Annotated in this window: 12 protein-coding genes; 7 read left to right on the top strand and 5 right to left on the bottom strand. The window is 59.7% G+C overall.

The genetic code is table 11. The annotated features are described in order from the left end of the window. Positions 1–143: 143 nt before the first annotated feature. The 5 genes from XB14_RS26285 to XB14_RS26265 all read right to left on the bottom strand — a co-directional run bounded on the left by XB14_RS26285 (position 144) and on the right by XB14_RS26265 (position 5,934). The gene (locus XB14_RS26285) at positions 144–2,033 is read right to left on the bottom strand and encodes a bifunctional sugar phosphate isomerase/epimerase/4-hydroxyphenylpyruvate dioxygenase family protein (protein WP_077966069.1); all 1,890 of its coding nucleotides are present in this window, start codon (positions 2,031–2,033) and stop codon (positions 144–146) included. Positions 2,034–2,061: 28 nt separating this feature from the next. Then, entirely contained in the window at positions 2,062–2,922 is an 861-nt protein-coding gene (locus tag XB14_RS26280; protein WP_077966066.1) for a shikimate dehydrogenase, read from the bottom strand. Between the two features lie 85 nt (positions 2,923–3,007). Beyond that, positions 3,008–4,021, bottom strand: coding sequence for a TRAP transporter substrate-binding protein (locus XB14_RS26275; RefSeq protein ID WP_077966045.1), 1,014 nt, complete (start codon positions 4,019–4,021; stop codon positions 3,008–3,010). 58 nt (positions 4,022–4,079) lie between these two features. Continuing rightward, positions 4,080–5,360: a TRAP transporter large permease gene (locus XB14_RS26270; RefSeq protein WP_077966043.1), complete on the bottom strand. Its 1,281-nt coding sequence runs from the start codon at positions 5,358–5,360 to the stop codon at positions 4,080–4,082. Between the two features lie 10 nt (positions 5,361–5,370). Then, positions 5,371–5,934: a TRAP transporter small permease gene (locus XB14_RS26265; RefSeq protein WP_077966041.1), complete on the bottom strand. Its 564-nt coding sequence runs from the start codon at positions 5,932–5,934 to the stop codon at positions 5,371–5,373. A gap of 279 nt (positions 5,935–6,213) precedes the next feature. Here XB14_RS26265 and XB14_RS26260 point away from each other — a divergent pair, with 279 nt between their 5' ends. The 7 genes from XB14_RS26260 (at position 6,214) to XB14_RS26230 (ending at position 14,584) form a co-directional block, all read left to right on the top strand. Beyond that, positions 6,214–6,867 (top strand): TetR/AcrR family transcriptional regulator, encoded by a 654-nt coding sequence (locus XB14_RS26260; RefSeq protein ID WP_077966039.1) that lies wholly within the window; start codon positions 6,214–6,216, stop codon positions 6,865–6,867. A gap of 766 nt (positions 6,868–7,633) precedes the next feature. Further along, complete coding sequence (locus tag XB14_RS26255) at positions 7,634–8,551, top strand: hypothetical protein (protein WP_143348550.1); 918 nt, start codon at positions 7,634–7,636, stop codon at positions 8,549–8,551. Between the two features lie 16 nt (positions 8,552–8,567). Next, positions 8,568–10,130, top strand: a complete 1,563-nt coding sequence (locus XB14_RS26250) for an MBOAT family O-acyltransferase (protein ID WP_077966035.1) — start codon at positions 8,568–8,570, stop codon at positions 10,128–10,130. A gap of 14 nt (positions 10,131–10,144) precedes the next feature. Further along, a complete protein-coding gene (locus XB14_RS26245) occupies positions 10,145–10,378 on the top strand; it encodes an acyl carrier protein (protein WP_077966034.1) in 234 nt (77 codons plus the stop codon). 22 nt (positions 10,379–10,400) lie between these two features. After that, entirely contained in the window at positions 10,401–12,311 is a 1,911-nt protein-coding gene (locus XB14_RS26240; protein WP_077966033.1) for an HAD-IIIC family phosphatase, read from the top strand. Between the two features lie 367 nt (positions 12,312–12,678). Next, positions 12,679–13,695 carry a hypothetical protein gene (locus XB14_RS26235; protein WP_077966032.1) on the top strand — a complete coding sequence of 339 codons (1,017 nt, stop codon included), beginning with the start codon at positions 12,679–12,681 and terminating at the stop codon, positions 13,693–13,695. A 292-nt stretch (positions 13,696–13,987) separates the two neighbouring features. Next, a complete protein-coding gene (locus XB14_RS26230) occupies positions 13,988–14,584 on the top strand; it encodes a nuclear transport factor 2 family protein (protein WP_077966025.1) in 597 nt (198 codons plus the stop codon). The last annotated feature ends 29 nt before the right edge of the window (positions 14,585–14,613 follow it).

The following is a 14,613-nucleotide window of genomic DNA, read 5'->3' as shown; positions in this document are numbered from 1 at the left end:
TAGAATGCGGCCTCGAGCGAATGGTTCCGATCCGCCCGATCGACGACACGTGCGATCCCGTGCGATGAAATGCGGGCGTGCGGGTGAGGCCCATCGCACCTATTTCGTGAGCAGCCGCGGCGTGGAAGCGATCGGCTAGGCGACTAGCTCTTCGGCAGCCCGTCTGGCCTCAAATGCTTTCTCAGCGCAGCGATGCGAAAGATGGCGTTGGCGGCTCCATAGCCGCGATAGCCACGTCTTTCGACGATCTCGAAGAAGAAACCTTCGCCAAAGGTTGGACTGTAGAGCTGGAAATACTCGCCGCCATCATCGCAGTCATAGAGAATATTTTCGGACTTCAGTCGCTCGAGAACTTCCGCATCGAGACCGAAGCGCGCTTCGACGTCGTCGTAGTAGTTCGGTGAGATCGGCAGTGCGTTGAAGCCGTTTTTCCGCAAGGCCTGCGCCGTCGCGAAGATATCTTCAGTGGTAAAAGCCAGATGTTGTACGCCGGAGCCGAAGGTTTCGGTGATGAAGCGGCCGGCCAGCGTATTGCGGTTCTCCGCCCCGTTCAGCGTCAGCCGCAGCGTACCCGCGTCGTTTTCCACGACCTGGCTGCGAACGATGCCGGCTGGATCGATGATGTCCACCATCGGCGTTTTATGCACATCCAGAAGCGATGAGTAAAAGAGCAGCCATGTCAGCATCTCCTCGTATTTGACGGTCTGAGCGATGTGATCGATGGCGGACAATCCAGCCGGCACGGACGAACCTTCGTCTCGCACCGGATCGAATTCGATCTCCCAGATCCTGGAGAGTTCGGATTTTTCATCCAGGAAATAGATGAGCCCCCCACCTACACCGTGGATCGCCGGAACCAGGAGTTCCCCTGGGCCGACCGGCTGCTCGAAAGGTTCGGCGCCAAGCGCCCGCGCCCTCTCCACAGTCGCGGCCGCATCATCCACCATGAGGCCGAAGGCATAGGCGGAGGTGCCGTGTACCAGATAGGAAGCGCTGGCGAAGCCCTCCCGCTCGGTGTTGACCACCAGATTGATTGCACCCTGGCGGTAAACCACCACCTGCTTCGTCCGGTGCTGCGCGGCCTTTTTGAACCCGATCGAAACGAGTAGCGCTTCGAGCTCGCCTGCTTCTTCGTCCGAGGCACTGAACTCCACGAACGCTACCCCCTTCACGTCCACGCGTGGGGGCATCATGGGAACCGGCAAACGGATCTCCGGTTCGGCGCGTTTGACCTGGTCCCCGAGATAGATCAACGAACGATATCCGTCGACGGCAATCGCATTGGCATTGCCGCCACGAAACTGGTCGTTGAAGATTTCGAGCGACAGATAGCCGTCATAGCCGGTTGCCGCCACCGCGCGGGTAAAGTCGGTCACCGGCAGGTCACCCTCGCCCGGCATGTTGCGGAAGTGCCGGCTCCAGTAGAGCAGATCCATATCGATCAGCGGGGCGTCGGCCAGCTGCACGATGAAGATCTTCTCCTTCGGGATCGAGCGGATCGAATTGATCTCGATCTTGCGCGACAGCGTATGAAAGCTGTCGAGGATCAGCCCGATGTTCGGATGATCGGCACGCCGGACGATTTCCCAGGCATCACGATGATCGCTGATATGACGCCCCCAGGCGAGCGCCTCGTAACCGACGCGTAAATTCCGCTTCGCGGCCCGTTCTCCGAGTTCGCGAAAGTCGGCGGCCGCCCTGTCGATGCCACCGACGGCAGCCGGCGAGACATTGGAGCAGACAAGGACCAGGTCGGTGCCAAGCTCTTGCATCAGGTCGAACTTGCGCTCGGCGCGGTCGAACGTCCGGGCTCTCAGCGGCTCCGGCATGCCCTCGAAATCACGGAACGGTTGGAAGAGACTGATCTCCAGGCCGAAGTCGCGCACCATCCGTCCGACTTCGCGCGGGCTCTCGTCAAAGGCGAGGAAATCGTTCTCGAAGATTTCGACACCGGCAAAGCCCGCCTTGGCGATGGCACGCAGTTTGTCCTTGAGATCGCCGCTGAGAGAAACCGTTGCTATCGAGGTCTTCATCGTTCGTTCCTCGCTGGAGTTTTCGGCGTCAGCCGGTCATCGCCTTGAAATGGTCGAGCATCCGCGCCGCATCCGGCTCGAGCCCGGTGAACAAGCGAAAGGCGCCGACCGCCTGGAAGACCGCCATTCCTCCACCGTCGAGCGTGCGGCACCCGCGTCGCCTCGCTTCCGCAAGCAGGGCCGTTTCGAGCGGGAAGTAGACGATCTCGGCGACCCAGTGGCGCGGATCGAGAAGGTCGGCGCTAAGCGGCAGCCCCGGATAATTCGCCATACCGGTCGGCGTCGCGTGGATGAGCCCCGACGCCGATCGCATTGCATCGGGGAGGTCCGTGCCGGCCGAGATATCCGCCTTCGGAAACAGGGCGGTCAGCATTTCGGCGAGCGCCTGCGCCCGCTCCGGCTCGCGGTCGAAAACAGCAAGGCGCTTCAGCCCAAGCGAAAGTGCTGCATAAGCCGTCGCGACGCCCGCGCCGCCTGCCCCAAGCTGCACGGCAAAGGAAAGGTCGGCATCCGGCAGCCCTAGCCTGAAACCTTCGGCAAAACCCCACCAGTCGGTGTTGTGGCCATGGCGCCGCCCTCCCCTGAACACGACAGTGTTAACGGCGCCAAGCCGCTGCGCGTCAGGTGCCAGTTCATCGAGATGTGCAATGACTGCCTGCTTGCACGGATGGGTGATGTTGACGCCTGCAAACCCCTGCCGTTCAGCATCGGCAAGCAGGCGCGGCAGGTCGTTTTCCGTCGCGTCGATTTCGCGAAGGTCGATCAGGTCGTACGCATAGCGAAGCCCCTGAGCTGCGCCTTCGGTCATGTGCATCGCCGGGGTCAGCGACGCCTGAATGCCCGCGCCGATCAGACCGGCCTTCAAGGGTCTTACAAGCGTTTCGGTCATGGTTTGGGTTTCCATCCTCAAAGCCCGCAACGGGCGGCCGCCTTCGGCCCGCCGTGCCTTGCGGGCGGGCCGAGTCTTCGCGCTGTTACTGGCCGCGGGCGGCGCCGATCTCCTTAAACAGCGCCTGCACCGTCTCCGTGCCGATCTCGGCGCTGAACTTCTCGATCACCGGCTTGACGGCATCACGCAGCTTCTGTGTCTCCTCGGGGCTGAATTCGCTGACTTCCATGCCGGTCTTGCGGATTTCCTCAAGGGCTGCCGCGTCCGCTTCGCGCGAAACCTTGCGCTGATAGTCACGCGCTTCGGTCGCCGCCGTCTGCAGCACGGTCTTCTCCTCGTCGTTCAGGCCATCCCAGAACTTCTTGCTGACGAGCACGATCTGCGGATTGTACTGGTGGCGGGTCAGCGTCATGTACTTCTGCACTTCGTAGAACTTGGCGTTCAGGATGTTCGCGGCGGGGTTTTCCTGGCCGTCGACCGTTCCGGTCTCGAGCGCCGTATAGAGTTCGGTATAGGGCAGCGGCACGGCGTTCGCGCCGAGCGTGTTGAAGAGCTCGATCGGGATCGGGGACTGGATCGTGCGGATCTTCAGGCCCTTGATGTCCTCAAGCTTCGTCACCGGATGGCGGTTGTTGGTGAGATTACGGAAGCCGAGCTCCCAGTAGCCGAGGCCGACAAGGCCGGTATCAGGCAACAGCTTGAGGAGGCTGTCACCGAAGGCGCCGTCCATCACCTTGTCCGCCTCGGCACCGCTGTCGAAGAGGAAGGGAAGGTCGACGGCGCCGAACTGCTTGACGTTGTTGGCAAGGATGCCGGCGTTCAGCACCGTCATTTCGATGACTCCGCCCTGCAGCGCAGAGACGGTCTGGACATCGCCGCCGAGCGTGCCGCCGGGGAAGAGCTTGACCTCGATCTTGCCGCCGCTCTTGTCCTTCACGAGTTCGGCAAACTTCTCCATGCCTGTCACCTGTGGGTGACCCTTGTTGTTGGCCGATGCGAACTTGATCGTCTGGTCGCGTATTTCCGCGAGCGTCGGGCCTGCCGTCAGCAAGACGAGCGGCAGAGCAAGCCCCAGGGCCAGTTTCGTGAGTTTCAACATGTTCTCCTCCCAGATTGGGCCGGTATTTCCGCCGGCCGTGTTGAAGCGTGAAGTTTCCTCAGTGCCCGAACCAGGTAACCGGAACGGTCACCAGGGCGGGGAACAGGACGAGCAGGAACAGGACGATCAATTCGGCGATCAGGAAGGGCAGCACGCCCTTCATCAGGTCTTCCATCGACAGTTTGGAGACGCCGCAGATAACGTTCAGCACCGTGCCGACCGGCGGGGTGATGAGGCCGATCGAATTGTTGATGATGAACAGGACGCCGAAGTAGACCGGGTCAATGCCTGCCTGCTTGATGATGGGCATCAGCACCGGCGTCATCACGAGGATGGTCGGCGTCATATCCATCGCCGTGCCGACGAGCACGATCAGGACCATGATCGCAAGCAAGAGAAGCGTCTGGTTGTCCATCAGCGGTTCGATGAGCGAGGCAAGCGCGCCCGGAACGTCGGCAACGGTGATCAGCCAGGCGGATACCGCGGCACAGGCGACCAGGAACATGACGACCGAGGTGATCTTTGCCGCCGACACGAAGACGTGAAAGAGCTGTGCTGGCGGCAGTTCGCGATAGACGACCATGGCGACGAAAAGCGAGTAGACGGCAGCAACCACGCCTGCTTCGGTTGGCGTGAAGACCCCGAACTTCAGGCCAACGATGATGATTATGGGCAGCATGAGGGCCCAGATGCTGTCAACGAGCGCCTTCAGCCGCACGGCCCCGCTCTGCCTTGGCGGCAACTCGAACTGCTCCTTGCGGGCAACGATTAGCCAGGTGATGCAAAGGGCCGCGGCTATCATCAGCCCCGGGAAGATGCCGGCGAGAAAGAGCTTGGTGATAGAGACGCCGCCAACGACGCCGTAGAGAATAAAGCCGATCGACGGCGGGATGATCGGTCCGATCACCGAGGCGGAGGCTAGCAGCCCGCCGGCGCGCGCAGCGTCGTGGCCGCTTTTCAGCATCATTGGCAGAAGCAGCGCCCCAAGCGCCGCAGCGTCCGCGACGGCCGACCCCGAGAGACTGGACAGAATACAGGCGGCGAAGATCGCGACGAAACCGAGACCGCCGCGAATATGGCCGACCATCGCCATGGCCAGCGCGACGATGCGCCGGGACAGTCCTCCGGTATTCATGACTTCGCCGGCGAGCAGGAAGAAGGGCACGGCCATCAGCGGAAAACTGTCGGCACCGTTCAAGACGTTCTGTGCGACAATCTGCGCGTCGAAGAGACCGAGGTAGAGCATCAGGGCGACGCCGCTGATAACGAGAGCGAAGGCAATCGGCACGCCGAGCGCCATGGGGCCAAGAAGGGCGCCGAGGAAGATCGTAACGGTCATCGCAACATCCTCAGCGCTTGGCGGATACGGGGTCGAGAACCGGCTCGGGAAGATCCTCGAGCGCCATCTCGTCCTCGCTGTCGCGCACCAGTTCGGCCGTTGTCACATCGATACGGCCCGTTGCGATCGCGATGGCGTCGGCAAGAATGATTAGGAACGCAGGAACACCGAAGGCGAGACCGGCGCCGTAGAAGAAGCCCATCGAGAGCCCGGTTGCTGGCGCACCGACGTGCAGATTGATCAGCGTTTGTGCCCAACTGCCGCTGATCATCAGCCAGGTCGCGAAAAGCATCAACGCATGGCCCGAAAGCACAGCGATCCTTGCTGCAAGGGGCGGCAGTCGTTTGATGACTGTATCAACGCCGAGATGCCCGTGCTCGCGCATGGCGACCACGGCGCCGAGGAAGGTAAGCCAGACGAAGAAGATGCGCGACAGCTCCTCCGATACCGTGATGCCTTGGTTGAACGCATAACGCAGAACGACATTGCCGAAAACGAGCACAACCATGCCGGCGAGCAGCAGGGCAATCGCCACCTTCAGCGCGAAGAAATAGAAATCGATGATGCGGGTCATGCGCTCCTCCCAAAGCGGAGTGCCGTCTTGGCGCCCGAGCGTCGCATTGGCGACGAGGGCGGCGTCAGGGGCACTGTGCGAACGCGACCTCCTCCAGCCGTCTTCGCTCATTACAAAATGTACGAACTAGTACGTATGTCAAGCGGACTCTCTTGAAAGAGCTCTCTAACCTCAATATGAGTTTCATGGGAGGCCACGCGGCGTGCCTCGCGGTTCGCCCGTTTCAATTTGGTTTCATTGGAAAAATTCCGGCCGGTGTCGGGGAGTGACGACGAAAGAATGGCAGGGCGCGCTGAGGCAAGTCGGAAGAACGATCCGGAACGAACCAAGGAAGACATCCTTGTCGTCGCCACGGAGGAGTTCTCGACGCACGGCCTCGCCGGCGGGCGCGTTGACGCGATCGCAGAACGGACCCGAACCTCCAAGCGCATGATCTACTACTACTTCGGAGGCAAGGAGGGACTTTATCTCTCCGTGCTGGAGCGCGCCTATCGCAAGATCCGCACGCTCGAGGAAGATCTGAAGCTCGCAAGCCTGGCGCCGGAAGAGGCGTTGCGTACCCTCATTTCCAGTACTTTCGACCACGACGAGGCCAACCCCGATTTCGTGCGACTGGTCAGCATCGAAAACATCCATCATGCCGCACACATGCTACGTTCGGAAGCGATCCGCGATCTGAATGTGTCGGTCATCGAGACGATCGCCGAAATCCTTGAGCGCGGTATCGCCGCAGGCGTCTTCAAGCGAAAGGCCGACCCGATCGACGTGCACATGCTGATCAGCGCCTTCTGCTTTTTCCGGGTTTCGAACCGCTACACTTTCGGAACGATCTTCCGCCGCGACCTCTCTGAGCCAGAGACGATTGGCAGGCATCGGACGATGATCGCCGATGCCGTGATCAGTTATCTGAAAAACGGAGACGGATCTTTTTAGGCACCGCGGGAGGAACGTTTTGATTAGCGGGCGGTGCACGCTCTTGTACTAATTTGGTATTACTTGACCCATTTCCGATGATCGATCTATATTGGTACCGTTAGAAACAATTAATAGCGATGATTGTAAGAATACCTGCATCAGCACGAAAAAATTCTGGTTCCGTCCCGCTCGAAATCTCGCGTGGGAAGGGCTGAATTACGGTCTTGAAGCTATGTACTTGCTTTAGTTTTGTATTGGATTCGTCCGGGGTAGCCATCTTGGGTTGCCGAAACGGACGAAGGTTGGGTGCATGGCCGAAATTCGCTTTCGAAATGCGTATCAGCGGCCTTGCGACGTGACGACGACTTCTTGAACACAGCAAGCGATGAGGTATGCGGACGGCCTGTCCGTGCATTGTTTGCGAGATCGTGTTTACGGGATGGTCGTTTTCTAAATTGAACGTGGGACAGAACGGATAAATGCCCGTTGCATAGTTCGTTTGAGGCGAGATCGATCGAGGATCGAAATCGTGCGGTTCAGCGTAGCTGTTTCACCTTCCTCACGTCATGCGTCGAAACACTGCCCAAGGCGAGACGACAGTAGGTTCAGGGTTCGTCGGCATAGGAGCAGTGGGGTCGAAATCCAAATGCCGAGCCAACTTTTCGCGCCGTATTGAACCGACCCCGGGGCTTTACGTGTGATGGAAAAGCTTTCGATACTGCGGTGGCCGGCCTTCAAAAGGCGCAGGCTTGGACATTGGACACGCTACATAGCGGGTTCAGTGGTGACGGCCCTGCTCGCCGCGGCGTTCTACTTTCTCGCCCTTGTGACCCTCGACAGCGTTGGACGGTTACCACCGCCTGCGTTCACGAACAGCCTTTGCGCAGACGAGAAGCTGGCCTTTTTTCGGGATAACCCTCCTCAGGCACCAACCGCGCTCATCCTTGGATCATCGGCGGCCTGGCGGGGTATCGCGAGCGAGGAGATCGCCCGCCGACATCCAGCCGCCATACCACTCAACGGCAGCTTTTGTGGCTTGCAGGTCGACGAGACTGCGTTCGTCGCAGATTATCTGTTGAGGCGATACCCGAGCGTACAACACGTTTTGTTGTTGCTCACTCAGTTCGACATGACCGCGTGCTCTGGCATCAGCGCGCGGGTGTTCGACGGCACGCATGTCGATGATTACTTGTCGGGTGACGGTCTGACGTGGACCTATTACTTCACGTACTTCGATCCTGTCTCACTCGTCCGCAACGCAAGCTTTGTCAAAGCCGCCCGCGAAAACACGCTTCCGTTCTATCCGCTGGTTTTCACCGCCTACGGCGACGGTCCGCAGACCACGGATATGAGTCGCACGCTCGACAGGCACCGCTTCGATACCATCGACCCGGTCTGCGTATCGTCGCTGCGGCGGCTGGTGCGGGAGATCGCCGCCAGTGGACGGCAGCTGACCGTGGCGTCACTCCCGCTGCTGCAGCCCGAAACCGTGAGGTCCGACCTGATCGCCGCGATCCACGACCACATGGTGCGAGAGATTAAGACCGCCATCAGCGGGACAAATGCGATCTTCTGGGACGGCGAGCGCTCGGCTCAGGTGGTCGCGAGTGACTTCGTAGATTCAGTTCATCTGCGGTGGACCGGTGCCAGGCGCTTCACGAGCCAACTCGTCGAGGCGACGGGCTTCGGAGCTGTGAAATGAGCGCGGGGTAACGGGGATGCTGTTTAACTCCGCCATATTCCTTCTCGGCCTGCTACCGATTGCGCTCGTCGGCTTTTTTGCTCTTGGCCGCATGGGTCTGTCCAAGCTCGCGCTCATTTGGCTCTCGCTCGTTTCGCTCGTCTTTTATGGCTGGTGGAACGTGGCCTATGTGCCGCTGCTGTTGGCGTCGATCGTTTGCAACTACGCGATTGGCGCCGTGCTCGCTCGACGAAAGGTGAGAGGGCTCCTGATCGCCGGCGTCACACTGAACCTGCTTTTGCTCGGCTACTACAAGTATGCAGGTTTTCTTGTAGTTACGATCGACAGCATGCTCGATCTGGGTCTGCCTATCCCAGCGATTCTTCTCCCTTTGGCGATTTCGTTCTACACGTTTCAGCAAATCGCATTTCTTTGCGATGCCTATGAGGGCGTTGCGGAGGAGCAGAGCTTCTCCAATTATTGCCTGTTCATCACTTTCTTTCCGCAACTGATCGCCGGTCCTATCACCCATCACAAGGAGATGATGCCGCAGTTTGACGACGCGCGAATTTTCAAGCCACAATCGCGCATGCTGGCACTCGGCGGCACGATCTTTGTCGTTGGCCTTTTCAAGAAAGTGTTCATCGCCGACACCGTGGCCTTGTGGGCAAATCCGGTCTTCGCGGCCGCCGCCAACGGTGACCCATTGCAGATGCTCGAGGCGTGGAGTGGAGCGCTCGCCTATACGCTGCAGATTTACTTCGACTTTTCCGGCTACTCGGACATGGCGATCGGCCTCGGCATGCTGTTCGGCATTCGTTTGCCTTTCAATTTCGATTCACCGCTCAAGGCGCGCAACATAATTGACTTCTGGTCGCGTTGGCACATGACCCTGACGCGGTTCGTCACCGCATATATCTACAATCCCATGAGCCTGTACCTGACGCGGCGCTGGGTCGCGAGCGGCAGGCCGGGCCTTCGGCGCGGCAAGACCAGCCTTGCGTCCTTCCTCGTCCTTCTCGCCTCGCCAACCATTCTAGCGATGGTCATCATCGGCGTGTGGCACGGTGCCGGCTGGCAGTTTGCGGCTTTCGGTTTGGTGCACGGGCTGTTTCTCACGATCAATCACGGCTGGCGGATGCTCAAGATGCGGTGGGGGTGGCGCCTCGACAGCGATCGGCCGATCTACCTCATCCCCTCCGTCCTGTTGACTATGGGATGCGTCATGGTCGGGCTCGTGTTCTTCCGGTCTGCAGACCTTGCGACGGCGCTCCACCTCTTGCTTTGCATGTCCGGCCACCACGGCCTTGGCCTGCGATCTTCGGAGCTTCTGGATTGGGACGCCGTGCAGGTTCAACTTTTGCTCCTGGCGATCGTGTGGCTCCTTCCAAACGTTCAGGAATGGTTACGCCGTTACGAGACAGGTCTCGGTCAGGTGCGGCTGGCGACGTCGCTTGATCACAAGCAGCGCCTGGGTGACCGGATTTTCGCCTGGCAACCGACGCCGGGGTTCGCCGTTGTTACCGGCCTGATCGGATTTCTGGCGGTCACACGCGCGCTGTCGGCTGCGCCCACCGAGTTCCTCTATTTTCAGTTCTAGGGAGTGTCGAGATTATGGAAGAGATCTATGAGCGGCTGGAGACGATCTTCCGGGACGTATTCGACGACGACAGTCTGCTCGTTACCTCGGAGCTCACTGCGAGGGATGTCGAAGGCTGGGACAGCATGATGAACGTGCAGCTTATGCTGAGTATCGAACGCGCCTTTAACGTGCACTTCTCGGCCAGCCAAATCGCCTCCCTTGGCAAGGTCGGCGATCTTGCCGCGCTGATCAATCGCATGTCCTGAAAACCGCCTTGAGGATCTGACGGTGAACTGTGACCTGTTCCTAGACCTTGCTTGGCTGCCCAGGCCACCCACCGAGTTCAAAGACATGTGCCGGCGTCTCTTGGACGGCGCGTCTGGTGCCGAGATCCAACACCTCGCTTCGTTTGCTCTCGACGCAAGCCATGCGGCGCGCCTGACCCGTTTGATGCGCGCCAGGCAGGAGCAGAACTGTCCGCTGTCACCCTTGATCCCTGTAAAGCTCGGCGTCCTGGCGAACGGGACCATCGATCTGGCGATAAACGCTCTCGCCGTCGCCGCTGCCCGGCACGGAATCCTTCTTGACTGCGTCACGGCTGACTACGGGACGTTCATCCAAGAAGCGCTTGATCCCGCTTCCAGCATGAATGTGGCGCGGTGCGACGTCGTGCTCCTTGCCCTCGACTACCGCGCGTTTCCCTTTGGTCGCTCGCCTGGAGGCACACATGCCGCGACCGCAAACGTAGAAGAAGCAATCAGCTTGCTGATGCGGATTCGCGCGGGTGTCTCTGCCAGTGGGGCGGTCTGCATCTTGCAGACGTTGGCGCCGCCCGTCGAGGCGTTGTTCGGCAGCCTGGATCGCGCCTTGCCAGGCACGCTGCGCCACTCTGTCGACGCGTTCAACCGACGCCTTGCGGCGGACCTCCAAAGCACGACGGACCTACTGCTTGACGTCGCCGCCATTGCCGAAACAGTCGGCCTTGCCAACTGGCATTCGCCGGATCAATGGAACCTTGCGAAATTGCCGTTCGCCGACAACTGCATTCCGCTCTATGCCGACCATGTCGCACGGCTCCTGGCAGCGATGCGGGGCAAGGCCCGGCGATGCCTCATTCTCGATCTCGACAACACGCTTTGGGGTGGCGTCATTGGCGACGACGGTCTGCAAGGGATCGTGCTTGCCGAGGGCGACGCCGTGGGCGAGGCGTATCGGAGCGTGCAAGCCTTGGCACTCGCTTTGCGCGAACGTGGCATCGTGCTGGCTGTATCGTCGAAGAACACCGAAGAGGTGGCGAGGCGCGTCTTTCGCGAGCACCCCGAAATGCTGATCCGCGAAGATCAGATTGCCGTCTTCCAGGCGAACTGGGAGGACAAGGCGACGAACATCAAGGCGATCGCCGATGCCCTGTCGCTTGGGCTGGAATCTATGGTGTTGCTGGATGACAATCCTGTCGAGCGGGGGCTGGTACGGCAGATCCTGCCGCAAGTAGCGGTGCCTGAGCTACCTGATGATCCGGCTCTCTATGCGCGCACGCTGGCGGCCGCGGGGTATTTCGAAGCGACGACATTTTCGGACGAAGATCGGCGGCGCGCCGCCTACTACGAGGGCAATGCCCGGCGGGTGGAATTGCAGGAGCGGGCGGGCGACATTGATTCCTATCTCGCCTCGCTCGACATGGAGATCACGTTCAGCCCATTCGATCGCATTGGCAGATCACGGATCGCGCAACTGATCAACAAGTCCAACCAGTTTAATCTAACCACCCGGCGCTATACCGAGGCCGAGGTGGCGGCACTCGAGAGCGATCCGGCATGCACGACGTTGCAAGTCCGCCTTGCCGACCGGTTTGGTGACAACGGCATGATCAGCGTGGTCATTTGCCGAACGCTGCCGGAGGCGTCTTGGTTGATCGATACGTGGCTGATGAGCTGCCGGGTGCTGGGGAGACGGGCCGAGCAAATGGTGCTACGCGAGATCCTGCGGCAAGCCTGCGAGGCAGGAATTCGCACGCTCATTGGCATCTATCGACCAACGGACCGCAACGGCATGGTGCGCGACCACTATTCGAAGCTGGGCTTCAAGCAGATTGCAAGCGAGGACGGGGACACAACTCGTTGGTTGCTCGATGCGGCGACTGAGATCGACGCTGCCCCGATGCGGGTGCACCGCACCTCGCCTTCAAGCCTTCTTCCGTAATCAGGGCGGTCGCAAGCCAGAGCAGGTGGCGGCACGCCATACAAGTCCACATGTCCTAGAAACCGCCGACGCTCAAGCTGGGTGCCAGTCCTTGAAGCGCCGCGGCTTGCAGGAGTTTCGCGGCCTCGTGGGCCTGTTGTTCATGCAATTCCGTCGTCATCGTTGCCATAGCTCAATGGAATGCGGCTCGCTGTGATCGCCCTCTCAAACATTCGTTGCCTTGGAGCGCCGGAATTGGGCGCATTGGAGGTGGACAATCGAATATATTCCGGCCTGCACCAAGCGGTTTTCGCCAATTGACTGCTTGGTTGAAAAGCTGTCATTATAAAAGTCGTTCCTTAAGTACGGTCTGAGGGGGGAGGCATCGATGCCTGACACAATCACCGTCTGGGAAAAAGATCCTGCACTGGCCGGCCGGCTCACGACGGTTCCGGTGCCCGATGTGGCAAAGCTGCCGCTGGGGTTCCGCTTCATACCTGCCGCCTTACCCCACAACGATGATCCGACAACCGCGGAATTCCGATACTGGACCGCTGCGGCGACTGTGAGGAGAGCGGCGGACTTCTGGGCAGCCTGCAGCCAGCCGCCGGACCGCTGGCGCCACGGGCAGGTTCTCGATGTTTACGTCGACAGGGGAAAAGCCCTGCAATCCGCATACGATGGACAGTCGCTGAGTTTTTACCATGGCTCTCCTGCCGGGCATCCGGCCATCGTCGTCTATTCCGGCGAAAGTCCCGACTTGCTGTGCCACGAACTCGGTCATGCGATCCTGGATGCCATTCGCCCTGATTTTACCAACAGGGGCCTTCTGGAGACCGACGCCTTCATCGAAGCTTTCGGCGACATGAGTGCGATATTATGCGCAATGCAAATCCCCTCTTATTGCTCGGCCTTGCTCGAAGAGACCGCCGGCGGAAACTTCTGGAGCAGTTCGAGCCTTTCGCGAGTAGCCGCGCAGTTCGGTGCGGCAGTGCGCATGGAGGACCCGAACGACGCTGACGTCGATTGCTTGCGCAATGCGTGGAATGAACATCTCTATGTCGACCCTGTGGGATTAGACGGTTCCGGTCCGCCGGACACGATCGCGGCCAACCCCCACTCGTTTTCCAGGGTGTTTACCGGCGCCTTCTTTGAAGCGCTCGCCGGCATGTTATCCGTCGTTGTCGGCAACAACGAAGCTCGACCCGAAGATTTGCAGCAAATCAGCCGGGAAATGCGCGATATTCTAGTGGACGGCGCTAAGGGAGCGTCGGTCGATGCCCGGTTTTATGCCAGCGTCGCTGCAGCAATGCTGGAGGCAAGCGGCAAGTATCACGGCGGCTACCCGGCAGTATTCCAGACTGTCTTTGACCGTCGCAACATTCTGCCCGCCCTGATTGTTTGAACGGCTTCACCGTGGCGCGCGTACGCGCGAGAGTTGTGCTCTGGTTGCCTGAGTCCTGCAAACTTTAAATTGTCACGATCGCGCAATTAGCGTACTCTAATATAAAGTACTGCACGGCAATGAGGATGCGGGGCCAACTCTGAAGTTCGGGGGCGCCTCATCAACTGCAGGATTTGCCGTAGTCGATTGCATTTATTTTGGCGCAACGCGGGCAAACACAGTCAGATTCACGGCTATCCAATCTCGCCGCGCAACATTCATACACATCCGTTTTTCACGAGTGGGGGTCAGAATGGCATCCGTAAAGGAAAGATCTGCAACTCGCTGGCAACTGGCATTGGCGCTCGGCTTCAGCGCCGGACTTGCTGTCGTAGGTCCGGCAGAAGCGCAAACCCCGACATGCACCTATACATATAGCTTCGATTACCTTCGAACCGTTACAAATCCTCCGCCGTCCGACCGGCAGGAGATCATGGACCTCTTGCATCGCTATAATTGGGCGCTGGATGACGCAAACAACCAGGGCATGGAGGCCATGCTGACGGATGACGTGTCCTACGAGTTATGCGATGCCGGAACGATCCAACTCCAGAAAAAGACAGGCAAAGTGCAGCTCGTAGAATATCTGGACGCCATAAATGGGGAGATGGGAGACAAGAGCCGGAGGCGTCATATCGAAAGCAACACTCTGCTCAACGCTATTGATGCGGATACGGTCGAAGGCAAATCTACCGTCGTCGTCACGATACAATTCACAGGCATCGAGACGCCGGTGCTCGATTACACGGCGACGATGGTGACGAAGTTCAAGAGGGATGCGGGCGTCTGGAAGTTCGCAATGATCGTTCTGCTTCCCGATGGACCGAAGGTTATTCTGCGCGCGCGCTGAAAATGGTGTCTCGCCCTCAACGCTCGGCG

The sequence above is a fragment of the Ensifer adhaerens genome, from assembly GCF_002007205.1.
Classification (GTDB): domain Bacteria; phylum Pseudomonadota; class Alphaproteobacteria; order Rhizobiales; family Rhizobiaceae; genus Ensifer; species Ensifer adhaerens_D.
Note: the sequence above shows the minus strand (reverse complement) of the source record. Positions and strands in the feature narration are given on the sequence as shown.